The 26888-nt window shown below is 46.6% G+C and carries 15 protein-coding genes; 1 reads left to right on the top strand and 14 read right to left on the bottom strand.

The window, feature by feature from the left end:
* Positions 1-518: 518 nt before the first annotated feature.
* A complete protein-coding gene (locus BQ7997_RS16305; protein WP_317045017.1) occupies positions 519-971 on the top strand; it encodes a DUF4143 domain-containing protein in 453 nt (150 codons plus the stop codon).
* Positions 972-1108: 137 nt separating this feature from the next.
* Here BQ7997_RS16305 and BQ7997_RS16300 read toward each other — a convergent pair whose 3' ends face one another.
* The 14 genes from BQ7997_RS16300 to BQ7997_RS16235 form a co-directional block, all read right to left on the bottom strand.
* Positions 1109-3562: a beta-glucosidase gene (locus tag BQ7997_RS16300; RefSeq protein WP_073347479.1), complete on the bottom strand. Its 2454-nt coding sequence runs from the start codon at positions 3560-3562 to the stop codon at positions 1109-1111.
* A gap of 14 nt (positions 3563-3576) precedes the next feature.
* Complete coding sequence (locus BQ7997_RS16295; RefSeq protein ID WP_073347244.1) at positions 3577-5784, bottom strand: glycoside hydrolase family 3 N-terminal domain-containing protein; 2208 nt, start codon at positions 5782-5784, stop codon at positions 3577-3579.
* A 15-nt stretch (positions 5785-5799) separates the two neighbouring features.
* Positions 5800-6654 carry a DUF4886 domain-containing protein gene (locus BQ7997_RS16290; protein WP_073347243.1) on the bottom strand — a complete coding sequence of 285 codons (855 nt, stop codon included), beginning with the start codon at positions 6652-6654 and terminating at the stop codon, positions 5800-5802.
* Between the two features lie 26 nt (positions 6655-6680).
* Positions 6681-8504 (bottom strand): DUF4886 domain-containing protein, encoded by a 1824-nt coding sequence (locus BQ7997_RS16285; RefSeq protein ID WP_073347242.1) that lies wholly within the window; start codon positions 8502-8504, stop codon positions 6681-6683.
* A gap of 6 nt (positions 8505-8510) precedes the next feature.
* Positions 8511-10307, bottom strand: a complete 1797-nt coding sequence (locus BQ7997_RS16280; protein WP_073347241.1) for a glycoside hydrolase family 2 protein — start codon at positions 10305-10307, stop codon at positions 8511-8513.
* Positions 10308-10422: 115 nt separating this feature from the next.
* Positions 10423-11718: an acetylxylan esterase gene (locus BQ7997_RS16275; RefSeq protein WP_073347240.1), complete on the bottom strand. Its 1296-nt coding sequence runs from the start codon at positions 11716-11718 to the stop codon at positions 10423-10425.
* Positions 11719-11743: 25 nt separating this feature from the next.
* Complete coding sequence (locus BQ7997_RS16270) at positions 11744-13810, bottom strand: alpha-galactosidase (protein ID WP_073347239.1); 2067 nt, start codon at positions 13808-13810, stop codon at positions 11744-11746.
* Positions 13811-13817: 7 nt separating this feature from the next.
* Positions 13818-15686, bottom strand: a complete 1869-nt coding sequence (locus BQ7997_RS16265; protein WP_073347238.1) for an FAD-dependent oxidoreductase — start codon at positions 15684-15686, stop codon at positions 13818-13820.
* Positions 15687-15707: 21 nt separating this feature from the next.
* Complete coding sequence (locus BQ7997_RS16260) at positions 15708-17309, bottom strand: DUF4832 domain-containing protein (RefSeq protein WP_073347237.1); 1602 nt, start codon at positions 17307-17309, stop codon at positions 15708-15710.
* A 91-nt stretch (positions 17310-17400) separates the two neighbouring features.
* Positions 17401-19044: a SusE domain-containing protein gene (locus BQ7997_RS16255; RefSeq protein WP_073347236.1), complete on the bottom strand. Its 1644-nt coding sequence runs from the start codon at positions 19042-19044 to the stop codon at positions 17401-17403.
* Between the two features lie 20 nt (positions 19045-19064).
* Positions 19065-20789, bottom strand: coding sequence for a RagB/SusD family nutrient uptake outer membrane protein (locus tag BQ7997_RS16250; protein WP_073347235.1), 1725 nt, complete (start codon positions 20787-20789; stop codon positions 19065-19067).
* A gap of 17 nt (positions 20790-20806) precedes the next feature.
* Positions 20807-24196, bottom strand: coding sequence for a SusC/RagA family TonB-linked outer membrane protein (locus BQ7997_RS16245; protein WP_073347234.1), 3390 nt, complete (start codon positions 24194-24196; stop codon positions 20807-20809).
* 56 nt (positions 24197-24252) lie between these two features.
* A complete protein-coding gene (locus BQ7997_RS16240; protein ID WP_073347233.1) occupies positions 24253-25809 on the bottom strand; it encodes a DUF4832 domain-containing protein in 1557 nt (518 codons plus the stop codon).
* A 147-nt stretch (positions 25810-25956) separates the two neighbouring features.
* Complete coding sequence (locus BQ7997_RS16235; protein ID WP_073347232.1) at positions 25957-26883, bottom strand: FecR family protein; 927 nt, start codon at positions 26881-26883, stop codon at positions 25957-25959.
* Positions 26884-26888 lie beyond the last annotated feature (5 nt).

The following is a 26888-nucleotide window of genomic DNA, read 5'->3' as shown; positions in this document are numbered from 1 at the left end:
ATTATAATACGGATTTTCTAAAGAAAATAAATATCACCATTGTGTTCTTTTAAATGATTTATTAAACTATTTAATTCATAACGGTGCAGATATGAGCTAATTCGATTTCAGAACTAAACACGCACTCCAAACAAAAGTTTTCACGATTTACCCTCATACCCTCATAAATTTCTTCAAATCCTTTATTCATCGTAGCTTCAGCTATGAGAGCAGGTCATGATAGCACCCTGAGAGTAACTTTTGCTCTCAGGGTATTATCATCCCATCCCCCTATAAAACATAGGATATACTAACGGGATATTAACGTTATCTCTTCGGTATCCTTTCGTTAGATTACCGATATCACTAATTCATCACGGCCGTGACAAATTCCTACCACGGCTGTGAAGAGAGCCTACCATGGCCGTGACGAATAATTACCACGGCCGTGGTGAGATAACAATACCGGTAATCTAATGAAAGAATACCGGCAGCCTAACGCAAGGATAAAGGCAAGATAACTAACACTTCCTTACTTCATAACAAGCTATACAGAATATTTAAACAATGCTTTCCTTATCCACCGGGTAGAGCGGTATGATTTAATTGGGAAACGCGTATTTGAGATAGGAGAGAAATATTATTTCGAAAATATGGGAATCCGGAACATTGTCATCGGATATCGCATAACAGACAAAGCTAAAATATTGGAAAATCTAGTGTATAACCACCTTTTATACAAAGGTTACGATATTAAGGTTGGCTATTACGGAGATAAGGAAATTGATTTTATCGGAGAAAAGAATGGAGAAAAACTATATATACAGGTCGCTTTAAAAATAGATAGCGACAAGACAGCAGAAAGGGAATTTGGAAACCTGCTAAAGATACAGGATAACTATCCCAAAATAGTGATAACAGAAGATATATTCAACGGAAATAGCTATCAGGGTATACGTCATTGTCCTATACGCCAGTTCTTAATGGAGTAAACCATACGATTTACGAAAAAAAATGCAGCACACCAAAGGCAATTTGATTTCCTATGGAAGCCCGATGGTGTGCTGCATTTACATTTAGTCAAGTCATCTATAACTCATTATTATGCCATTTATGCAGAAATTGCATACTACCATCCAACCGTAACTTTCAGAGGCAAACGATTGGAAGCCGGGCCGGCAAGAATCTCAAACTCGCCTTTTTCCACTACAAAGCGGTGCTGATTCATATCGTAATAAGCGAATGCATCCTCATTCAGCACTACAGAAACCCGCTTCTTCTCCCCTTTCTTCAAGAAGACCTTTTCATAACCTTTCAGTTCTTTCAGAGGACGGGGGACAGAGGACTGTACATCATGCACATACACTTGTGCCACTTCCGAGGCATTCATCTTGCCTGTATTCTCTATATCAAAGCTAACGGTAACCTGATGCTCACCCGTTTTCTCCGCAGCCATATTGCTATAAGCAAAAGTTGTATAGGACAAACCGTAGCCAAACGGATAGAAAGGTTCTTTTCCCGAACGGTCGTATCCACGATAACCGACAAAGACACCTTCGGAGTAATCGACACGCTTAATCTCAGCTTTCAAATTCTCATAATAACTGCCGTGCACCGGATTATCTTCCCATTTCCGTTCGATAGAAATCGGCAGCTTTCCGCTTGGAGATATTTTTCCGGTTAGGATTTCAGCTATCGCCTGACCTCCTTCCTGTCCCGGATACCAGGCCATAAGAATAGCTTTTGCGGCATCATACCAGTTGGTGAAGTCCACACCGCCACCGGCATTCAGCACAACTACTACATTGGGATGCATAGACGCAATTTTCTTTATAAACAATTCCTGATAGCGGAGCAAAGCAAACGGACGGTCAAAGCCTTCGCCTTCCGTATTACTGTTGAAGCCTGTGCAGAACACTACATTGTCCACTTTTGCCAGTCCTTGACGAAGTTTGGCCTCATTAAGGCTATAAGCGTTGAAACGGATGATGGCCGAAGAAATATTATCAAAGAATTCAATCCGGAAACGGTATTCCTTACCGCCCTCAACAGGAAGTTCAACTTCACGGCTGGAATAAGAATGATTACCCCAGTCGCCCGTAATATGCTTGTCGTTCACAAACAGGCGGTAACCGTCATCACCACCGATGTGGAGTTTCAACTGACCGTCTGCCTGTGGGACATAACAGGCTGTCCAACGGACTGAAAAGCCATCCGTCGGAAAACCGTCTAACGGTGCGCCATAGCCCCAGTCATAATCAACAGAAGATTCCGTGCGTACAACTTCCGGCTGTCCCAAAAGAGTCTTGTTCTTGAAGTATTCAGCCTTGAAGCCTTTCACCTCACAATTGGCGTCAGTATAAAACTCATTAACAATATCTTCATAAATCACATCATCCGTCAATAATACCAGATTCTTTTTCTTCAGTTCCTTCAAGCCTTGAGCCACTGAGACGGTAGAAAAAGGAGTGACAAAACCACTGCCGCCACCGGTAGGTATCAAATCTGCATTAGGACCCATTACGGCTGTTTTTCCTTTCAGCGGGAGCAGGTTTGCTTCATTCTTCAACAATACCACACCTTCGCGTGCCAACTCTAAAGCTGTCTGGCGGGAGAATGGATTATCCAACGGAATATTACTGTCTTTCTGTTCCTTATCCAACATTCCATAAGCTATTAAAGTCTGCAAGATATGTTGTACTTTCAGGTTGATGGTTTCTTCGGTCACCGTGCCCGTTTTGATGGCGGGGATAAGGTTGTCGGCATTCATGAAACGCCCTTTGGGCATTTCGAGGTCAAGTCCCGCATTAGCCGCGCCTACGGCGGAATATACCGAAGTCCAGTCCGACATCAGAATGCCTTTGAAGCCCCAAAGATTGCGCAAGACATCAATATTCAGCCATTTATGTTCAGTGGCATGGACACCATTCAAGAGATTATAGCTGTTCATCACAGCACTCACGTTCGCTTCCTGTACAGCCTTGCGGAAAGCCGGAAAATAAATCTCATGCAAAGTACGCTCGTCTATGTCCGAACTCGCATGATGGCGGCTCCATTCCTGGTTGTTGCCGGCAAAGTGTTTGATGGTCGCAATGACTCCTTCCGATTGCACGCCGAGGATATATTGCTTGGCAGTCTCACCCGTCAAGTAAGGGTCTTCACCGAAGTATTCAAAGTTGCGTCCACACAACGGAGCGCGATAGATATTCACGCCCGGACCAAGCAGGATACTTACTCCACGAGCTTTGGCATCCTGTCCTAGGCCTTGACCTAGCTTATAAAGCAAGTCACGGTTCCAGGTAGAAGCGGAAAGGATGCCGGACGGATAAAGGGTGCTTTTAGGAGCATGGTTACGGATTCCCTGCGGGCCGTCAGCAAGACGTATTTCAGGGATTCCCAAACGGGGAATGGCACGAAGGGAAAAGCTGGTATATCCGGAGATATAATCTATTTTCTCTTGCAAAGTCATTTTTGATACAATCTCCTTCGCGCGTTGTTCTACTTGAGGAGTAATTGTCTGTGCATGGGTCAGGATGCTGCATGCGAGCATACATAGACCGATAATGCCTGTTTTCTTTTTCATGGTGGTCATGTGTTTTAGTCTATCAATTCTATTTTAACGGTCTGTCCCAGTACGTGAATATTGTATTCTCCAGTTTCGAGGAATCGTTTACCGTCCCCATTGACAAATCCGAAATCACGTTCCAAGTCTATGTCGAAACGGAAAGTTTTCGTTTCTCCGGCTTTGATAAGCTGCTTTTCAAAGTGTTTCAGTTCTTTTACAGGACGGGTAATCGAGCAATACGGGTCGGAGATAAACCAATGGACAGTCTCTGCTCCGTCACGGGCACCGATATTGGTGACAGTCACTTCCGCCGAGAGCTTCTCGCCACGCTTCACTTTAGTGGCAGAAGGGGTAACAGTGCCATACTTGAATTCTGTGTAGCTCAGTCCGTGCCCGAAAGGATATAACGGGTCACTTGTGATATCTTTATAAAATCCCTGATGTCCACGTCCGCTCTTACGGCGGTTATAATAGATAGGAATCTGTCCTGTTGAGTAAGGAAAGGTCATGGCAAGTTTGCCGGAAGGATTAATACGTCCTGACAATATTCCCGCCATCGGCAGCGCACCATTCACACCCGGTTGCCAGATTTCCAATATGGCATCAGAGACCGGTTCCAGACGGTTCAGTTCCAACGGACGACCGTTTACCAATACCAGTACGACAGGCTTTCCGGCTTTCTTCAGTTCTTTTGCCAGTTCTTCCTGCATCTGCGGTAGTGCGATGGAAGAACGGGAAGCATTCTCACCGCTCCAAGTCATCATCTCGCCCAGGCAAAGAACAACAACATCAGACCAGCGTGCTGCTTCCAATGCTTCTGCAAATCCTTCGCGGTTCTCCCCTTGTGTATTGCAACCTAATGCGTAACGCAGTTCGGCTTTTCCTGCAAATTCAGCAGCCAGACCGTCATAAAGCATTGCCACATCGGTATCCTTTCCGTGACCACGCCAGGATCCTAACAAGTCCCAGCCATTTTTTGCCATAGGGCCTATCACTGCAATCTTCTTTTTATCCGTCAGCGGTAAAACGTTGTTTTCGTTTTTCAGCAAGACCATGGATTCGGCCGCAAGACGGGCGGCAATATCCATGCTTTGCGGACGTAAGAAACGTTCTTTCTCAGTTGTAACCGGAGTATAAGGACGCTCGAACAAGCCGAGACGGAATTTCAGAAGCAAGACACGGCGGACAGCTTCATCCACTTGAGCCATTGATACCTTGCCTTCTTCTACCAACTCCTGCAAATGACGGTCATAAGCATGAGACATCATGTCCATTTCAAGACCGGCAGTAAATGCATACCGGGCTGCTTCCTTTTTGGTTGCTGCCAATCCCTGATTTTTTAGTTGTTCGATAGCTCCCCAGTCGGAAACGATAAAACCGTCATGTCTCCAACGGTTCTTTAATATCTCGGTCATAGTATAAGGATTTGCCGAACCCGGTACACCGCTGATATCATTAAAAGAACTCATCAGAGTTGCCGCACCGGCTTTCACACCCATTTCATAAGGGAGCAGATAAGTATCCCAAAGAGTTTGTTTGGAGATTTCGGTATATACATAGTCACGTCCGGCTTCGGATGCCCCGTAGCCTACATAATGTTTCAGACAAGCTGCCACACGGTTTTCTGCCGACATATTATCACCTTGATACCCTCTGACGGAAGCTGCGCCGAACACTCCGTTCGCATAAGGGTCTTCGCCATAACCTTCCGCCACACGTCCCCAACGGGGGTCGCGTGCCACGTCAATCATCGGCGAGAACGTCCAGTCCACTCCCGACATACGGGCTTCCTGTGCGGATACGGCACACGCCTGTTCCACCAAATCCGGGTTCCAGGAACAAGCCTGTGCCAACGAGATAGGATACACGGTACGGAATCCGTGAATCGCGTCATAACCGAAAATAATAGGAATGCCCAGGCGGGATTCTTCCATCGCTTTCTTCTGCATATTATTACGCAGTTCGGGATTTGTCTCGAAGTAAATCAGAGAACCGATTTCCGCCGGCACTTTCTTTACCTCTTCGCCTACATTATTCACGTTGTTGTTCCGTCCCAAGGTATATTGGTTCAACTGCATCACTTTCTCTTCCAAAGTCATGCGGGACAAGAGGTCGTCTACACGTTTCTCAATCGGAGCCTTTGCATCTTTATACAGTGCACCCCCTTTTTTATCTTTTGCTGAAAGGGCAGACACGACACCCAGCAAACACAAGCCATAAACTAATACTCTTTTTCTCATTTGTATTTTCGTCGGTTAGTTAGCAATAGACAGGTCGGTTACCTTATACGGATGCTTTACTGCCGCATGGGCAGCTTGCTGGGCAACAGCTTTCCGTGCCTCATCCAGCCCTTCCGGAGCATAAGGATTCCCGACTACATTATGTTTGAAGATGCGTTCGAACCAAGTGCAGGCAGCGGTATATCGGCCTACCTTCACATCCAGATGATAGCCGTCCCGGTTCAGATGGTCGCCGATGAAAGAGGTTCGGGCGTTCTGTATGGCAGTGCCCGAAGGGATGACAATCTTTATCCTGTTCACCTTAGCCGCTTTCTTCACAGCATCGGCAATGGCCTGATACATGGTCAGTTGATTGCTGTTATAGTTTTTAAAACCACTATGCTTGGAAGTAGACGCATATGCCCAGGTTTGGTGCAGCATCAGCTTTGTTTTCTTTGGAAGGCGTGCTTTTACATATTCTATAAGTTCCGGCAGAGAGGCTTCATACGTCTCGTACATTCCCGAAAAAGGACTTGCCTGTTGCAGGCTGACGTAATCCCAGTCTTCATCTGCCAGCACCGCTTCCAAAGACATCTTGCCCTTTTCCCGTTTCTTTCCATCCGTACCGATTTTCCGGTAGGCATAGGCAGGAGCATTGTTACGGGCATTCTTCACATGACGTTCCAGAGAACAGCCGCCGATAAACATATTGCCGATGATGGTTGAAATACCTTCGGCTTCCGCAAGTTCATGCAGATATTGCTCCACGGCATCCTGGGAGAAGCTGTTGCCGATGGCAAGTATCCTGACCGTTTTTTGCTGCGCATACGCTCCTCCGGCAAGAAGGAGCAGTATGAACATACAAATCACTACATTTCTATATTGCTTCATTATAATCAATATGATAAAACCAAACTTTATTTCACCGGACTAATGCATAGTGCATTGATATGTCCTTCCGCGGCCAAACTGGTATCAATCCCTTTCACCTCGACAATGACCTTGCCTTCCGAATCCGGTTCTATATTCTCAAACTTAGCAATGTATTCCTCGAATTTTGCGGCATTAAATGCGGCAACATCCTTTATACCTGTCTTCACTTCTTTAACCTCACTCTCCGTTTTACCTACCAATTTATAAGAAGAGATACGGGCGTCTTTGCTTCCATTGAAACGGATGGCTAAAATAGTGAAATTATATTTCCGGGATGCGTCCAGTTGAGAGATTTCTATCCTTCCCGGGCCTACATCACCCTTATTTTTCTCTCCTCCCACTAACAAACCGTCTTTCCATGCAGTCAGCGGAAATTCCACGTCATCCACCGTTACCGGGCTGGCCGGTTCGGAACCGACTCCGGCATGAGTCGCGGTAAATCCGCCAAGGACTCTGACGCCAATATTCGTATAATTGTTTTCCGCATCTTTTATCCAGCTTGAAGTTGAACTTTCCTGATGCGAGGTTATATTATTCCACGGAGTGGCAGAGAGTGAAGTCGGGCCGAAATCAATATAGACGGGAGCTTTCAAGTCGGTGCCAGATACTTCCGGTTCCTTGAAGTTAACCATATCAGTCACTTCATCAGGTTTCTGCACAGCGTAATGGGCCGCATTTTGTGCAATCTTCACCACCTGCGGGTCAATCGTTTCGGGAGCATACGAGTTGCCGACAACGTTTTGTCCTGTAATCATCTCAAACCAGGTGCAGGCAGCGGTATATCGCCCGTAAGTAACCTCCAGATGGTAGCCGTCGCGATTGAAAGCGTCACCCAAGAAAGAGGTACGAGCATTCTGGATAGCAGTGCCTGAAGGAATCAGCAGGTTCAGTGCCGTATGATTCGTCACCGCCTGTCGGGCAGCGGACACAATAGCGTTATACATAGTCATCTGATTGCTGTCATAATCCGGGAAGCTTTCATGAGTGGAACTGGAAGCGTATGCCCAAGTCTGATGCCACATCAATTTAGCCTGCGGACAACGCGCTTGTATACCGGCAATCAAATCAGCAAGCGCTGTGTACGTATCATATTTACCGGATTTTCCGCTCGCCTGCTGCAAGCTGATATAATCCCAGCTTTCATCGGCCAATGCCTGAGACAACTTATATTTGTTTTTCTGCACTTTCTCGCCATCTACCACTTTGCGGTATTCATATGCCTCGGCATCCGACTGGAAATTAGCCAGATGCCTGTCCAAATCGCATCCGCCGATATACATATTGCCAATAATAAAATCATGTCCTACGGCTGCACCCAATTCATACAGGTATTGTTCCACCGCATCTTGGGAGAAGCTGTTGCCGATGGCAAGAATCCGGATTGCCCCTTGCTCCACCGTAACGGGAATCGTGGCAACAAGCGGTTTGGTATCCGTAGGGCATTCGATAGTGATGGACGTGTTTCCGGCAGACACACCTGTGATTGTGACATGCTTACCATCCGCGTCTACCGCTACGGTAGCTATGTTTTGATTTTCGGAAGTACAGGTATATTCAGGCTTCAGATTCTCGTCACCGCCTACCGATACATTCAATGTAACCGTTTCGCCTGTGGTGACGGTAACTTCTTTGGAAGCTACCACCATCCATTTGCCGTCCACATAGACGATTTTCTCTTCAATCTGCGTCACTATCTTCTCCGATTCGGAGCAGGATACCAATACTCCTCCGACAGAGAATAGTGACACTATAAATAATAATCCTGCCAACAGGAAGTTATTGTTCCATTTTATGGTTTTCATAGTCATCTACTATTAGTTATTGTTTCTCTTTTTCATGTAATAATCTCTCATCAGATACCACGCTTTCTTACGCATACCCTGGTCGGATATGAGCCCTTTGCGGTTCCAACCATCCTGATTGGTGGGGTGGAAACGGAACGGGGAACGGAAGTCGAACAGAATCCAGGGCGATACACCACGCAGGTTCGGGATATTGTCGAACATACGGATGTTATCCCTATACAGACGTGCCTGGTATTCTTCACTCCAAGAGCTGACTACGTTCTCATCACCGGACTGACCGTACAATGCTTCGCCGCCAAATTCCGAGATAATCAACGGTTTGTCCGTCACTACTTCCCAGATGGCGTCTTTTGGTTCCACAGGCCACGGATGATACCAGCCCATATATTTGTTGATAGCTACGACGTCCAGTTGGGAAGTGAAAGAATCTTCCATTACAAAACGCTGCTTCTCACTGTTGAAGCGCACGAGGTCGAAAGCGGCAACATACAGGCGGGTAGTGTCCAGTTGTTTTCCCGTTTCGAGCAGGGAAGTAAGGAATTCGTTCCGTTCTTTGGAAGGCTGTGTTTCATTGGCAACGCCCCAATAACCCACCGCGCAGCGGTTCTGGTCGCGCTTAATCATTTCAGAAAGCATCCTCTGCGCTTTCTTACGAGTATCATTGTCTGTAAAGTCAATGCCTTGCCAAATGGGAATCTCCTGCCAGAGAAGGAAGCCCATCTTTTCCGCCAGGCGTACTGTATATTCATTTTGTGGATAATGCGCCAGGCGAATCATGTTCACGCCAAGCGCTTTCGCTTCATTCAGCAGCATGGCTGCATCGGCTTCTGAGAAAGCACGTCCCATGCGTTGGGGAATTTCTTCGTGGAAAGAGATGCAGCACATAAATGTCGGTTTCCCGTTCAAGTAAATATCTGTTCCTTTCACGGTGATGTTACGGAAGCCGATTTGCTCTTCCACGCGGTCGGTACTTGAAGATACAGTCACGCCATAGAGTTTCGGTTCTTCCGGCGACCAGCGTTGCAGCTTCTTCGCGTTCAATACGGTTTCCGCCTTTCCTTCTGCGTCGGTGGTGAGCTCCGCATTGATTTTGAGTTCGGGGATGGCAACCGTCACTTTCTCACCTGCTTTTTTATCAGAAAGACGCACGCGGGCGATGAGCCGGTCGGGAGCGTTTTTATCCAGTTGGATGAAGTAATCTTCTATAAATGTACGGGGAGTTTTCACCAGCAGCACGTCTCTTGTGATACCGCCGTAGTTCCACCAGTCGAATGCCATAGCAGGAATGGCGTCTTTGGTACGGCGGTTGTTCACTTCGACCGTCAGGAAGTTGTCACCGTCTTTCAACAGGTCTGTCACTTCCACCTGAAAAGGGGTGAAGCCACCTTCATGCTCTGCTATCTCTTTTCCGTTCAGGTAGACTTTGCAGCGATAGCTGACAGCACCGAAATAAAGGAACTGGCGTTTGTCTGCGAGACGTTTGGCGTCAAAGTGACGGGCATACCATACAGTACCTTCGTAATATTTCAGTTCGGGCGACTGGGAGTTCCAGTCTCCCGGAACGTTAAGACGCAACCCGCCTTCGAATGCATATTCGTAGAAATCAATATTTCCTTTCGGTTGCTGATTTTCGTAGATTTTCATCCGCTGTCCCTGGTCGTACAGGTCGATGATAGCATTCCATTTACCATTCAGTGAATGGATGTCGCGACCATATACATTCGTTATCAGTTCCTGTGCTGCAACGCTTCCTGTAAAAACGATTAGCAACAATAGACATAGACTTAATTTCTCACCTGTTTTCATTTAAGTATGTTGTTATAATTAGTGTATATAATAAGTTCAGGCACGGATTACACGGATTTCACGGCTTTTAGAATAGAATATGTAAAACAACAGTGTTAATCCGTGTAATCCGTGCCTATTTCGATTCATTTTTCAGGAAATTCATTACCCAGTTCCAAGCTGCACTCCACTGTTCGGCATAGGCATAATGGGCGGTCGTCTCAGCTACAAACAGTTCTTTCGGAGCATTAATGACGTTGTAAGCGGAGTAAGTGGTGGTAGGCGGACAAACCATATCATTATAGCCAAAAGTATAAAATCCCGGCACTTTAACCTGACGGGCAAAGTTGACTACATCAAAATACTGAATGTTTTTCATCTTTTCCGGTGTCCGGTTCTTCTCATCCTTCAACATATGCGGCCAACCGCCTGCACGACCGTGGGCATAACCCGCCATATCACACAAGGCGGGATAGAAAGCAACCAATCCTTTGACACGAGCATCCAGTCCGGCAATTACAATGGAAAGCGCACCGCCCTGGCTTCCTCCAAAGGTCGCCAGATTGCCATTGAACTCGGGAAGTGTGTAAATGAAATCAATGGCTCTCACACAGCCGGTATAGACCCGCTTGTAATAGTACTTGTCCCGATTGTCCATATTGAATGAGTGGTAATTCTTCAAAGCTCCGTTATAAAGGCGGTGATAGACATCTCCCGTCAGGTTGACCGGAATGCCGTGGATACCGATTTCCAGAATGATAAAACCTTTTCCGGCACGCTCGGCTTCTCCGTTATAGGCACGGATACCTGCACCCGGCACTTTCAGAATGGCCGGATATTTCCCGGGAGCCTTCGGGACACAAAGGATGCCGTACATACGGGATGCATAGTCATTGTTCGCGAACGAGACATGATATACATTCACTTTGTCCGTACACTTTTCAGGCAATAAAGTCATTATGGGTTCCAGTGCCCACTTTTCAGCGGATTCTTTGGTGGTCTTCCAAAATTCAAGAAAGTCAGCGGGCAACGGAGTAATCGGTTGCAGCTTCTCCGGGTCAAAGCCGACGGTAGCTACGCCTTCATATTCACGCCCTTGATAATTGACGAAAGCACGGCAACGCAAGAAACCTTCTTTTTTCATCGTGCCTGCATTGATTTCGAGCTTTTCGTTTTTCAAGGATTGCTTGCCTGTCTGATGAGGTTTCATCATGTCTTCCGAAATCTCATAGCGCACTTCCAGATTATCTTGTGGGATATTACATTTCAATACCGCCACTTTGAATTTCACTTTTTCTCCCGGTTTATACAGCCAATTGGTGTGGTCGGGAGTGACTTGCACTTGAATCAGTCTTTCTGCCGGTTGCCCGTATGCAACAAATTGCAAGGCAACAAACAAAGCAAGAAACACAAAACGCAAACTTTTTATCATAATTCCGTTATTGTTAATAGTCTTTTCATGGTTTCACTTCGTATTGATAAAGCGCGAAAGAGTTCTTATCATTCAGTTCGAAACTGACTTTACCCTGTGCGCCGACTTTTGCGGCAAACTTCCTGCCACTTCCCATTACAGGGGTAAAAGTAACTTTCTTACCCTCAGGAAGCCAAGTGTCAATAGTCCCCCTGGCTTGCTCATTATCTTCGCGGTAAACAACAAGATAGCCTTGCGTGCCGGAGACGGTCGATTGGAATCCGGTCCACGAGCGTCCCGAAGGTTCTTCACCAACGGGCAGTATGATGCCTTGATGAAACCGGAGTTGCAAGGGTTGGTATTTCTTGAGTAGAGATGCCGTAATATAAGCCTCTTCGGGCAGGTTCGAAGCTTCCATCCAAGCCAACGGCTGTGCCGCCAAGGTAATGGCAAAGAGGTAATCGAAACTGTAACGGGCGGGGGCAAAAGGGTCGGCAGCGTCATACTTGTCGGCATTGCGCCATTTATTAAGGAACTCTATCTGCATCTTCTCCGCCGGTACATAGCGGGACAACATCCAGAGATTGCGCAAGGTGCGATAAGGGTAATAGTTGCCCCAATCAGTATAGCGGTTTTCCAGGAAGATGTTGCCGTACTCGTTCATATAGTGATACCCGCCGCGACGACCGGCAGTGGCATCGAGGTTGAAAATTACTTCATGGTTGGTTTGCTCCAACACGGTATCAAACAGTCGGCGCAAGTTCTGTTCGGCTGTCTTGGTCGGTATCTGCAAGCCGTCTATCTTGAAACAGCAGATGCCGTACTTCTTATAAAGTCCGATAATGGCTTGCGCATCTTTTTGCCAATCGGCAAAATCATTCTGTATGCTGGGATTGAACCACAATCCGATGCGAATACCCAATTTCTTTCCTTTCTCTACAATAGGTTTCAGTCCATGAGGGAACTTTGTGGGGTTGGGCGTCCAATAATCGCCACTTTTCCAGATATCCTTAAAACTACCTCCGGCAGTCTTCGAGTTAGGGCTTTTTCCGCTCTGCCAGCCATCATCCAGTTGAAAGAGGGTGATGCCCATGCGTGCGGCACGGTCTAGTTCTGCCAGACAGAAAGCCTCATCTATTTTGGCATCCTGGCTACGGTCGCCCCAAGTATTGAGCATAATCATCTCATCCTGTGCGGCGGTGTGGTGGCGCAGTTGTTTCTGATAAAGACGCAGGGCAGTAAGCGCTTCTTGCTCACCGCCGGTATAGATGCCGGTGACGCATCCATAAACTCGGGTCCAGCTATCCGGCTTTACATCATTAGACGCAATGCCCAGCCCCACTACCATAAAATCGCTAAAGTCCGCCACGAAGTCAGAGCCCGGATAATGTAATTGGGTACTGCTGCTGGGAGCCTCTTTCAAGAAAAAGAAGCCTTGACGCGTAGCCACGTCATGAGCAAAAAGCAAATTACCACGATACGTATTGCGACGGTAAGGAAGCCAGGTACGCCCGGTCACCAGATTGTCGTTCCAATCGGTGTAGTCGAAAAACTCTATTGTGCGGGCACTCCAATGATTGCCGGATAGTTGCAGCCTGTCGAGCGTGGGAGTTTTCACCCCCGTAGCCATATCGGCCGTGTGCTCTATATTTTTGCGGTCGGCGTTAGAGCGGTTGTCCTCCTTATTCTGATAAAGTTCCACTTGCCCTTTCAGATAGGTATCGCAAGCAATGGCGGGACAGTCTGCATAAATACGATAGCGACGCTCTATATTCAGCGAACCGATAGTGCAAGCCACGGTAGCCTGCAGATAACTGGCATGGATGCCGTTCGTCGGTATCTCGTTCACGGTCAGCGTAGCATCCGTAGGGATACCTTTCACAATCGAGAAATCGGGTTGTTTGCCCTGTGCCGGAATGGTTTTTCCGTGTTGCTTGTCAGTAAGGCTGATGGTGACAGGCGCACCGTTATTCCACAGCATGGCGCGTTCCATATAGTTATTACCCATACGTAGCGTGTCACCTTTCAGAAAAGCGTAATACTGTTGTCCGCCCCAAAGCGGCAAGGTACATATTGCCGATAGAAATATCGTGATAATATTTTTTTTGCTCATAGTTTGTCTACGGTTTGATGTAAGCTCCCGGAACTTCCAACAATTCGTTGGGTTCGTTGAAGCGTTGGTTATCGGGCACATCGCGTTTGCCCAGGCCCGCTTGCATAAGTTGCTTCAGTTCGGGCAGGTGATGATGATAGATGTCGCGCGGCTCTACACTATGCTTGTGGCAGAGTCCGGCTGCCATACCTACTACTTCACCCATCATGCCGGTAGTACGCATCACACGTACCGTACCCAAGGCTACATGGGTGCAGCTCATATTACGGCCTGCCATAAAGAGGTTGTCCACATTGCGAGAATAGAGACAGCGATAAGGAACGGCATAAGGATGAATCCAACGATGCACCGTAGCCGACTTGAATTCATTGCCGGGAAAGCGGACACTGTTCACGCTGTCGGGGAAGTGAAGGTCGATGCTCCAGGTAGTGGTGAACGAAGCATCCTCGTGCGCCACATTCTTGTCTATATCGTCCTGTGACAGTACGTAGTCGCCCAAGAGACGGCGTGATTCACGTTTGCCTGAGACATATGCCACCCAGTCGAGGGAACGATTAGCATACTTCTTATTGCCTGTGTAGTGATTCTTCAGATAACTCCAGTTGGAATATATCACCAAAAGTCCATAGTCGCGTACACGTTCAGCTTCGCTGACCTGATTGCGGTTCATACCTGTTTCCCATTTCCACTCACCCATGGTTACAGGCTCACAGTTTTCAGCGTCAAAGCGCACGCCATATTCAAAATGGGGGAATGAGGTTTTCTTTTTCATATCCTTACTATACCATTGTATAGAGGCGCCCATCACCAATGAGTCGGGCTGTTCGGGAGCAAGGCTCTCGCCATATTCATCGCGGCCTTCACGTCCCATAGTCCAATCGGCACCGGCCAAATAGCCTATGGTAGCGTCGCCTGTGCAGTCGCTAAAGAGAGGAGCGGTAAGTTCGGTTTGTTCTCCTGTCTCGATATGTTGGATAGTGACTGACGCAATGCGGTCTGCTTGCATCTTCACGGCTACCGCACGCTGAGAGGCATAAAGGGTAATGTTCTTTTCGGCATCTATGAAGTCTTCTTTCTTCTGGTCTTCGTAGTAGTCACCCGGTTGGGCATTGCCGGAGCGTTCATGACCGAATTCACGTATCATACGCCCCAATCCCTGATTAGGCCCCATTTCGATGATACCGCCGAGGTGTACACGAATCTCCGACGAGTTATTGCCACCCAATACAGGACGGTCGTTCACTAATGCCACTTTGCAACCTAATCGGGCGGCCGATGCGGCAGCACACATTCCGGCTATTCCCCCTCCTACTACCACAAAGTCGTATTGACGAGCGAACACCGTCTGTTGTTGTCGCAAGCGGGCACGAAGTGCGGCTGTCTCTGCCGTATCCCAGGTAGCGGGCTGCGTGTTCGCATCGGTCGTAAGGTAAATGGCATCGCAACGACCATCGAAACCGGTGAGGTCTTTCAGGGCAAGGGTGGTAGTCCCTGCTTTCAAGATTGTCTTTCCGGCAAATTGCCATTGCCAGAAATTACCTGTATGTCCTAACGTCGTTTTCAGCAATTTGCCGCCTAAAGCCAAGCGGAACTTTCCGGGACCTTCGGCATCGGTCCAAGGTGAAGTCCAGTTGTAAGTACGGGCATATACGTAGTAAGTGCCCGCTTGGGGAATGTTGATTTCTGCCGTAGCATCCGCCACAGGGATGCCCATGCCATGTGCCATGAGATAGGGCGAACCCATCTGATCCATGAACTGCTGGTCGAGCACCCAGCCGCCTCGCTGGCTGAAGCTTTCTGCTTCGACGAGCAGTTCTCCGGCTACAGCCACAAGGCTACAGGCTACGGCTATGCATGTCAGTAAGAATTTTTTCATCACAGCACAGCGTTTTTTTAATTATTGAATAGTTATATCTCCTACTTTCACCCAACCTTTGGCGGTTTGGTACTCATCGCGGGCTGAAAGTAAGATACCGATAGCATTCTCTTTGGTCGTATCTACCAGTCCCACTGCCCAAGTGTAAGTACCTGCGGCTACATCGGTAAGCTTGATGTTGCTAGTGTAGGTTTTGGGCTTTCCGCTCATCCAGGTGGCAATGTCCGCTTTCTCTTCTATATAGATGCGGGCGGGTTCTCCGGTAGTCTTGTTGAGCAGGGCGATAGCCAGTTTGTATTTGTCACCGTACTGCGGCAGATTGGTAGGGCAATATCCCCAGCCTAAGTTCGACCAACGGTGAGTAAGTGATACGTTGCTGCCGCTACGGGCTGTAGTAGGAATAGACAGACGGTCGGGGTAGAGACGGTAACCGCCTTCGGATATAAATTCCTTTACCAGGTGGAAAGCGGTGTTAAACCAAGAGTGCGTTTCACCGGTGTTCACGTTGGTATCAAAGCGAAGGTCCATCATATTGACATAACCACCCTTAGCTTCATCATATTCTCCCTGACGTACTTCTGCAAAATTCTTGTAACCGTCGCCGGCAATAGAACCACCATGGGATGATTCCACCCAACCACCTTCCATAGTAACAGGTACGATACCACGATAAGTAGTAGCGATGCCACGCTCCCAATCCTTATAATATTGCTTCATACCAAAAGCATCATGACGCAGGCAGAAGCCTTTAGCTACGGCACGTTTCACCATATCAGCGGATATATCGGTATCAACATCACTAAACTCTTTGGTAGCAAGCAGGCATCGGTGATAGTTTATCATGATAGGCACTTTGGTGAAGAGACGTGACATTACGTCGGTAATCCATTCGAATACAGCTTGTCTGGGACTCTCATCCCCTGTAGAATATTTCAGTGTGTGAGTCTCACCCCATTTACCCAATCCAAAACCGCTTACAAATTGAGTGACATCGGGGTCATTGTATTTGGCTGCAAAAGCGGTGAGGAACGCTTCATACTCCCTCTGGAAAATGGGGTCGTCGGGATAAGGAGTCCATACGTCCACACTACCGGTAGTGGTGGTAAAGCCTTCGGCACCAGCTTCCTTTACATACTCGGGGCAGGCATTCTCATGCTTGTCACGGCTGTCGCACACAAAGGTGAAGGCAAGCTTCAAGTTGCGTTCTTTGGCGCCTTTCACCAGCATTTGGAAACGCTTCGCCGGTTCAGTCTGTAAAGTTTCATCCCATACATATTTACCTCTTTCAGGATTGAAATGACTCCAAAGTCCACGTACATAGAGGGTATTTCCATAGTCGGATACTTTCACGGTGCCTTCGGACGACTCGAAATTGTCGTAGAGTTCCCAGAAATCCATCATCATGCCACTTCCGATACCTGAGTAGATAACCCATCCACTCATAGGATTACGCAGCAGTTTGTAGCGTTCGGGCTTAATGCTGACGGTAGTGTTGCCTTCGATGTTCCAACTGTAGTCGGTTGTAAGGTCATCATCGTCTGAACAAGCAGTACCTATGAAAGCCGTAGCAGCCAGCAGGCACATCGACAAGGTCTTGATGCTGTTTTTTATTATTTTGTTCATAGAATATATGTCGTTAATTGTTATTGTTTAAAAGGTAGAATAAGAAGTGAAGTGATTGAAGCTTCACCCCTTATTCTGTTCAATTTTGGATTTATTTAATATCAAAGAGTACAGTGTTATTCTCTATATCCACTACTACATAGTTACAGCCTTCGGGGATGAGGAAATAAGCGTAGCGGTTATCAGCTTGACCTGTTACAGCCTTTTCTACCTTGCCTGCTATTACTTCAGTATATCCATTGTGATCATTACGTTTAGCGTCAGCTGTAGATCCAACAAACCATCCGTTATTAGCATATCGTAAAGTGCTGAAGTTCACCCAACCTCTATATGTCTTCTTATAATTATCTGTATATTCATTACGAGGCAATACATCACCTTTATAAACAAAGACTTTCGGATTGGCAAGACTCTGAATGAGATTATACTTCACTTGACAGTACCTATAAGCCTTTCCAGTCTCTTCGTCAGTACCCGCATCGTAAGCAAAGCTGTTGAAACCACCATACATGTGCAGTACATTGACATCTTGCTTCCATGGGTTTATCCCCAGTTCAGTATTATTGAACGATACGTTAAGCGGTTTCAAGTCAGTAGCAGCCGAATAGATAGCAATGGTCTTCTCCTCCTTATTCAGCACAATACGATAAGTGCCGTCAGCCGGAATAGTCCAATACTGCCTGTCTACTTTACTGATAAGTGCTTGCCCGAACGTTGCCAACTGACCATCTTCGATGTCATGGTTATCTGCTACTTCCGGCACAATAGCCATCGCTTGTTCTCCTTCGAAAGTAAGCGGTATGTAAAGGCTACCGGCTTTCAATTCACCGCGCCAAGCATAAAGTTGATCATTTTCGAGAGTTTGAGCTATCTCAATTTGCTCTTCACCTACAGCAGTACCCGCCAGGAACATTTGCTCGGCTTCAACTACCGCACCAGCTTCTACTATCTTCACAGTCTTTTTGCTCATATTCACAGTGACGCGATAGGTAGCGGCAGACGGAATCACCCACGAATTAGCTTCGGCACGGTCAAATATGACACCTGGCATCTCACCTGTGGTAATAGGAGTATCGGCAGTTTCCGGCCCGATGGCATTCAACTCATCGGCATAATCAACAGGGAAGTTTATCTTACCGGCTGCCAAAGCACCTTCGTAACTATAAATCTTGTTTATCTCGTCTTTCAACGTCAACTTGATATTGTCTTCGCCCACAGCGGAACCTCCGATATAGAGATTATCGGCTTTGTACTGTTTAGGACCATACGTTTTTATCTTTAATGTAGCTGTAGCAATATCAGGCACCATCAGACGGGGACCTTCAAAATTGGCTGTTACAGTAAACAGTACTTCGCCAATGGTACTGGTGGTGAGTCCGAAATGGTCAATCAGTATCTTCTGCATCTCCTCGTTGGTGTACGAGCGAAAGAATTCTCCATCGTCATCAAACTCCTTGATGTTCGTGGCCTCACTACCGATAAGCTGCATCTCATATTTATAAGTCGTGATATAATCTTCACCAAAATCGTGAGCGGTACTCCACTTCAGAGTGACAGCCGTTTCGTTGGGTTTGCTCTCATCGAGCCTAATAAATTCACCCGAAGGAGCCAGTTCAATCTCCGACTGATTGCGTGAGGCAGTATTGTCTATATCCTCTTCGCACGAGGTGGCAAGCATGCTCATCATTCCCACGGCCACCACACCAAGGCTTCTATATAAATGCATTGTTTTCATGTTCGTAATAGTTTATAGGATTAATAACCCGGATTGTTGGGCAATAAGTTGGGACACAATTCCACATCATGTGTAGGCAGCGGCCACAAGTATTCGCGTTCGGGGAAAATGCGCTTGGCACCCTGCGAGCAATAACCGGCATTAAAGAGAGCTGAAAAGTCTGCCAGACCATCTTCGTCGATTTGCGGGGTCATTCCCCAGAACCAGAGGTTCTTGTTCACTACATTGTTCAACAAATCCGTAGGATTGATTAGCATGATATAGTTGTAACCGTTCAATGCTTTTCCTGCCAATTTCCAACGCATCAAGTCTTGCAGACGTTGGTTCTCCATGGCAAACTCCATACGGCGTTCTATTCGCAGGGCACGGCGCAACTCTGTCTGGTCGGTAGTGGTCACGGCAGGATAGCTGTCGGTTGCCGTTACATTTACGCCATAAGCGCGGGCACGTACCATATTGATAGCTTTCAATACACTGTCGTCAATCCGGTTCAGTTCGATCATAGCTTCGGCATAAATCAACAGTACGTCTGCGTAGCGCATGATGATATAGTCTTGCTCTACCTTCTGGTCTACAGTCCAACTGGCATCAATACCTTTCTTCCATAGTAAGCCCGTATATGAGCTATATTGATTTACGATACGGGTATCCTGATTGCTCTGCGCCTTGCCTGTAGTGTAGTTCATCACAGTTTTAGCAGCGGGGCTGGGATCGTATTCGAAGCCACAGTGCTCGGTGTTGAACTCAACAATGGTCATCGCACAGCGGGGGTCGCGGTTCTTAAACGGATTGCGGGGGTCGAACAACTGAGACTCGTCGATAGGCAGTCCGTCGGTACAAAGGTATGAAGCGAAGAGATCCCATGAAGGATTATATGAACCATATCCTCCGGCATTACGGGGAAGACCGTTCTTCACAATCCAAGAGTCGAGTATCACACTGTTTTCAATAGAGCGAGGTATCACAAACACTTTCTCATCATTCAGTTTGGTGCTCTGCTTGAAAAGCTTGGCATAGTCGGGCTCCAAAGAATAAAGCTTGAGATCCATACAAGCTTTGGCAGCTTGGGCAGCTATTTCATAGTCACCCATATAGAGGGCAAAACGTGCTTTCATAGCCAGCGCCGCACCCTTGGTAGCATGTATATTCTCACCCTGTCCATAACTTTCGGGCAAACCGGCTATCGCTTTATCAAAATCAGCGTACACCAAAGGAATCACTTCTGCTTTAGGCTTGCGACCACGCTGCAAAGCTTCGGAAATGGTAATTGTTTCCTCTTGCCAGGGTACATCACCATAGAAGAAAATCAATTCGGCATATTTGCAGGCACGGCAGAAGTAAGCCTCACCGGCATAGCGGTCGTACACTTCCTGGGACACAGAGCCCTGTGCCTTGTGAATATTCTCGAGCATTGTGTTGGCGCGGGCAATGAGTTTGAATGATTGTTGCCACAAGGCATATACTTCGTACTGCTGGCCGTTCATGGTTCCATCAAGTATGGTTCCGCCACTTCCCGGATTACGGTTCGTCTGACGATAGGTAGTGTTATCCGACCATTGTTCGGACGAACTAAGAGGTTCTTGCCAATAACCCAAAATGTAAAAGTCATTGGAAGCCAGGCGCAATTCTGTTTCGGTCGTGTACCATGACTCGGTATTACCTTGTGATCTGGGTACCAGGTCCATGCTCTCACAAGCAGCAAGCCCCAGGCACATTCCGGCAAATAATAATATCTTTGTTTTCATATTCTACTCCTATTTATTTAAAAGTTAACTTGCAGACCCATTACTAAAGAAGTGGTAATCGGATAAGCTTTGTAGCTCATTTCAGGATCCCAACCATCGGGGAAATTACTCAGACAGAAAAGGTCACTACCGCTCACATAGAAACGGACACGATTTATGCCTGCCTTTTGCGTCCAAGTTTCAGGCAGGGTATAACCCAATGTGAGGTTTTTCAAACGGAAATATGAACCGTTGAACATCCAAAAGCTAGATGTGGCGTAGTTATTGTTCTTCGATACGTTCGAAAGGCGGGGATATTTGGCCGACAGATTCTCTTCAGCGGTATTGAAGGGACTCCAATAGTTACCTTCGAGAATTGACGGCACGTTACCAAAGTTATCACGCAAAGGTTGTACCATGGCAGTTGAAAGGTACGAATTCTGCTTGCCGATACCTTGGAAAGCAATGCTGAAGTCAATCCCCTTGTAGGAAGCATTGAATGTACCGCCATACTGGAAACGAGGAAGTGAGTTACCCAAGGGGACACGGTCGTACTCGGGGCTGATGATTCCATCGGGCACACCATCAGGACCACTGATATCACGATATTTCAAGTCACCCACCGTTACGGTAGTGCTGGTACGGGCCGAATTGTTCACTTCTTCCTGAGTCTGATAGATGCCATCGCACACATAACCATAATATTCATTGAAAAGAACACCGGCACGCTTAATCTTACCACCGCTGATTTGCTCGCCATCATTCATATAGTCAATTTTTGAGAGGAAGTCAGAGAAATTCACATTCACGCCATACTTGAAGTCTCCTATCCGGTCGTTCCATGCCAGTTCGATATCATAACCATGGGTAGACATCTTGCCCGCATTTGTACTGGGATTGTTGTATCCCATGAAGTAAGGGATCTCGATATTCAGCAACATATCCTTAGTCTGCTTCCAATAATAGTCAAAGTGGAACTGTAGACGGTTATTGAAGAAGTTGGCATCCAAACCGATGTCGGTACTGGTAGTGGTTTCCCAAGTAATATCTTCTACAGCCAACACGGCAGGGCGGGCTGTCTTATCAGAAACAACGCTTCCGTCGGCCATATAGAATAGTGAATTACCAAAACTCATCAAAGCAATGTAGGGGAAATAGTTATCACCGATACGTTCGTTACCTAACTTACCCCACGAGCCACGCAACTTCAAGAATGAAAGCCAGTCCCAATTGAGGTTCTTCATGAATTTTTCTTCGCTCATTACCCAACCTGCCGAGAATGAAGGAAAGGTACCCCAACGATAACCTTTGGCAAAACGTGAACTACCATCGTGGCGTACATTGGCCTGAAACAGGTAACGATCGGCGTATGAATAGATAACACGGCCGAAAACTGAATTAGAAGTATACTCATTGCCTTTACCGCTATTGGTCTGGAAATCTTCCGAACCGATATTGAGGTAAGGATAACCGGTAAGTTCGTATTTATCACGGGCAGCAGTCAATTCTTCGTCCTTCATGTAGTAGTTCTCAAAACCTGCCATCACTGTAAGATTATGCTTGCCAAAGGTTCCCATATAATTAGCAATAAGCTGGCTGGTAACGTGATAATTATCCTTACGGGTTTCCTCAAGCGAATTGGTAGTCCATGTGCTGCCGGAGTCGAAATAACCGCCAAAAGTTTCGGGGTCATCGGCGAGGGTATATCCGCATGAGTTTTTAAACGCTTTCTTCTTTTGATAATTGATGAAAGGAGATACTATACCCGAGATGCTTAATCCCTTGACAGGTTTGAAAGTCAGCGAACCCTTACCTGCCACCTGAGTACTGTGAGCTACCGAGTTACCACCGGCCACAAGCAACCCGTAGGGGTTTGAACCACTCTTACCCGAAGCCAGACGACCATCGTCCCAGGTAGCGGGATAGATAGCAGGCATCTTACGCATGGTATCGAAAGGATCAAAATTTTTAGTACTACTCTTAGCATGACGGATATTCACGTCTATTTGGGCACTGAGTTTGTCGTTGATATTAAAGTCGTTGTTCGAACGAAACATATAACGCTGGAATCCACGGCCATCGTAAAGTCCGTCCACCTCGTCATACGAAAGGGTAGCTACCGACTTTACCGCTTTGTTACCGCCCGATACGGAGAGAGTGTGAGTCATACGGGGTGCACTTGACTTCAAAATCAAGTCAGTCCAGTCGGTAATGGGGTAGTTGTTGGGATCGGTAGCATTATACTTTACCCAATTCTTTGTTTGGTCGGCCGTGTATTCCTGAAAAAAACCGCCGGTAGGATTATCATTATACTTCAACTCGTTGCTCATCTCCAAGTAGCGGGTGACTCCTACCATGTTGGGTTGTTTGGTAGGGATTTCCCAACCAAATTCGGCATTGTACTTCAAATTGATTTTACCGCTATCGTTACCGCGCTTGGTAGTAACCAAGATAACGCCGGCAGCAGCTTTCGAACCGTAAATACTGGCTGCGGCAGCATCTTTCAGTACTGAGATACTCTCGACATCGTTAGAGTTCACATAATCGAGCGAGCTTTGTACACCGTCTACAATTATCAACGGACTCGATTCACCCATAGTAGTAATACCACGCACACGGATAGAAGCGGCACCGGAACCGGGAGCCGAGTTATCACGCGTCACCATCACACCCGAAAGTGATCCTTGCAAGGCATTGGAAAGCATGGCTGTGCGTTTGTTCACCAACTCTTCCCCTTTCACGGCTGCCACCGCACCGGTGAGGTCTTTCTTCTTCACCGCACCGTAACCGATAACCACTACTTCATTAAGTGCTTTACTGGCTTCTTCCATAACGACAGCATACATATTCTTGCTGTCTATCCGCACGGTTTTGTCATTATAACCGACATAGCTGATGAGCAGTTCGCTACCCTCAGGAACATCTATCTGAAACTTACCGTCAAGGTCGGTAATGGTAGCCGCATCACTGCCTTTCACACGAACCGTAGCGCCAATCATCGGAAGATCGGTAGCATCGACCACCTGTCCCGAAATACGCTTCGCTTTTTTCACCTGAGTGGCAGCCCTTTTAGAAGGATTGGCAGTGATAGTCACCTGGCGGTTCTGGATGTGATACTTCAAATCAGCCAGCCGGCATACTTCCGTCAAAATAGAATCAATCGACTTTCCTTGCAATTCGATGTTTACTTTGTTGTTGAGACGATCTTTCACAGGTTGGTCATAGACAAAAACATATTGGCTATGTTTCTCAATGTAGTCGAACACTTGTTTTACTGTCGAATCTTCGGCTTTAAGGATATACATCCCATTTACCTTTTCGAACGAAACAGTCGACGCGCTAGAATAAGCGGGTACAGACAGTAGCCCAGCCAGGCAGAAAGCTTTTGCCAAGCTCGCCACCGTAGTTGTGATTGTTTTTCGATTCATAATATAAGATTAATAATTAATATTTATTGCATAACGATTTATGAGTAATCTGCCGGTTACTTGTTGATTTTAAGTTTGCCGACTTTGCACCATCCCTCAAACAGAAGATTCTTGTCGACCGCCATTTTCAAGCCCGGCTGGCATGCTTTGGTTGTATCAACCAGACCGACAAGCCAGGTATAGCTTCCCTTTTGAAGACCATCCAAATTGATAGTGGTAGTATAATGACCATCATGGCCTTGCACCCAAGTTGAGAGGTCGGCCTCATCTACAAGCTGTTTTTTCACAATGTTATGATGAGTATCCATCAAAGCGATGCAGACTTTATATTTTCCTTTCCATTGGGGAATATTGGTAGGACAGTATCCCCAACCCAGATTGCGCCAATTATGTTGTACATTCACCTGTTCGCCTGAACGGGCTTTATTTACGAAACTTACCTCAGTGGGGTAGAGCCGGTATCCTCCCTCACGCTCGAAACGTTTTACTAAATCGAAAGAGGTATTAAACCATGAAGCGACTTCATCACCAATGCGAAGATCCATCATATTGACATGGGCGTTGCGGCTTTCTTCGTACTCGCCTAAGCGTACATCCTCCGAATGACCTTCACGATACTTGCCGCTGGGATCAATCCAGTAACGGTGGTGTGCTCCGGTGATCCATCCTCCCTCCATAATGATGGGCAAGCGAAAGCGGTAAGCGCGGGCAAAATCTTTTTCCCACTGCTCGTAGTAGCCGGTCATCCCAAAAGCGTCGTGACGGATGGTGTATCCTTTGGCAATGGCTCTTTCAAGCAGCCTCTTACTATCAGGGTGTGGTTCCGCCCAACTGATGGTATCTCCGACCAGACGATGGTAGTTTATCACCAATGGCACACGTTTGAAGGCTTTTGCATAGGCATCGGTGATCCATTCAAATACTTCTTCTTTTTTTGAGTAATCATTATATTTCACACCGTGTGCTTCCCCCCATTTGCCAAGCCCATAGGCATCAATAAAATCCACTTTATCAGGATCGTCAAAAGCAACGGCAAAGGCTTGAAGGAATTTTTCGTATTTCTGTTGGAATACGGCATCGTCGGGATAAGGCGACCATATTTGGGAATTATTAGGATCTTGAAAACCTTTCGCACCGGCTTCCTTTACATAAAGAGGTGTGTTCTGTCCTTGGTCGCGGCTGTCTACATTGATACGGAAGGCCAAACGCATACCACGTTCGCGCACCGAAGCAAGCAATTTATAGATACGTGAGTCCGGATCGTTCCATACATACTTTCCCTCCTTATTCTCAAGCATGTTCCAATTGATTCGAATATAACATGTACCGGCGTAATCGCTCACACGAACAGTGGAATCCCCACCATTTACAGGCATAGCATCATAGCGTTGGGTCTGCCAAAAGTTTTCATCCCATGCACGTCCCAGGTACATCACCCAGCCCGTAAGGGGATTTTTGAGTACAGAGGTAGTATCAGGCTCAAAACATACTGTTTGTTCGGGCGCTTTTAGTCCTTTAGTTATAGATACTTGTGTATGTGCCGAAGACCATCCACAGAGTATCAGAGCTGCTATAAAAAGCATAAATGTGCGTAACAAAGTGTATCTTTTCATATTTTTCACTGGTATTAATAAAGCATAGCTTCTCCTTACGAGAAGGCGTATAAGTTTCCTCTACCTTGCTATGAAGGCATTATAAATTGGTTGATAATAAGTTCTTATGTAATTATTTCATTCAGTAGCAACTGACTACAAAAGCAGTTACTTCTTCACTAAGTAGATTGTATCACCACGAATTTCCATACGAGTCCGCGTCATGGTTTCAATGGCTTGCAAGGCTTCACTGACATGATCACCCAGCATTAATTTGCCATAAATTTTATCTGCCGACATCCCATCGTCAAACAAAATAGTCACTCCATAATAATGACTAAGCCGTTGAGCTACCGACTCCACACTTTCACCATCAAGGTTAATCATACCCTGCATCCAACAAGTGTATTCGTCCGTATTCACTGTCCGTTTCTCGGCAAAGCTTCCCTCCTGCAAATTCACCAATTCATTCGGCTTCATACGAACCCGGTCATTGTTTGTCGTTTTCAGTTCTACCGCTCCTTGAACCAACACCACTTGCGAATCCGAAGTATCGTAATTGTTCACATTAAATCTTGTCCCAAGTACCTTCACTCTAAAATTATCGGAATGAACCAGAAACGGATGCTCTGCATCGTGTGCCACATCGAAGTAGGCCTCACCTTTCACGTATACCTCACGGCACTCGCCATCAAAACGTTTGGGATAGCGGACAATCGTACGCGAGTTGGCTACGATCTTTGTGCCATCGGCTAACATCAGCGTCATCTTTTCACCGACAGGCACTTCCACTTCTTCATCATATGCGTCAGCCATCAATTCCGTAACTTCCATGTGGGACAGACCGCCCATTGCATCTTCTGTAACTATATATTTTATACCTATTAAAAAAAGCAGCGTAGCAGCTACTGAGCCGATATACATCAGAACGCGTCGCTGCCTGGTTTTACGTTCATGTTGATGCATTTTCAAAAAGGCTTTTTTCTTAATGCCGGAGATATCTATCTCGGCTGGGGCACTGTGTTCTACAAACGACTTCAATTTGATGTCGCCCGGCAAATCCCCATATGTATAATCATTAATATCTTTATCCATCTTCA

The sequence above is a fragment of the Bacteroides congonensis genome (assembly GCF_900130125.1).
GTDB lineage: Bacteria > Bacteroidota > Bacteroidia > Bacteroidales > Bacteroidaceae > Bacteroides > Bacteroides congonensis.
Note: the sequence above shows the minus strand (reverse complement) of the source record. Positions and strands in the feature narration are given on the sequence as shown.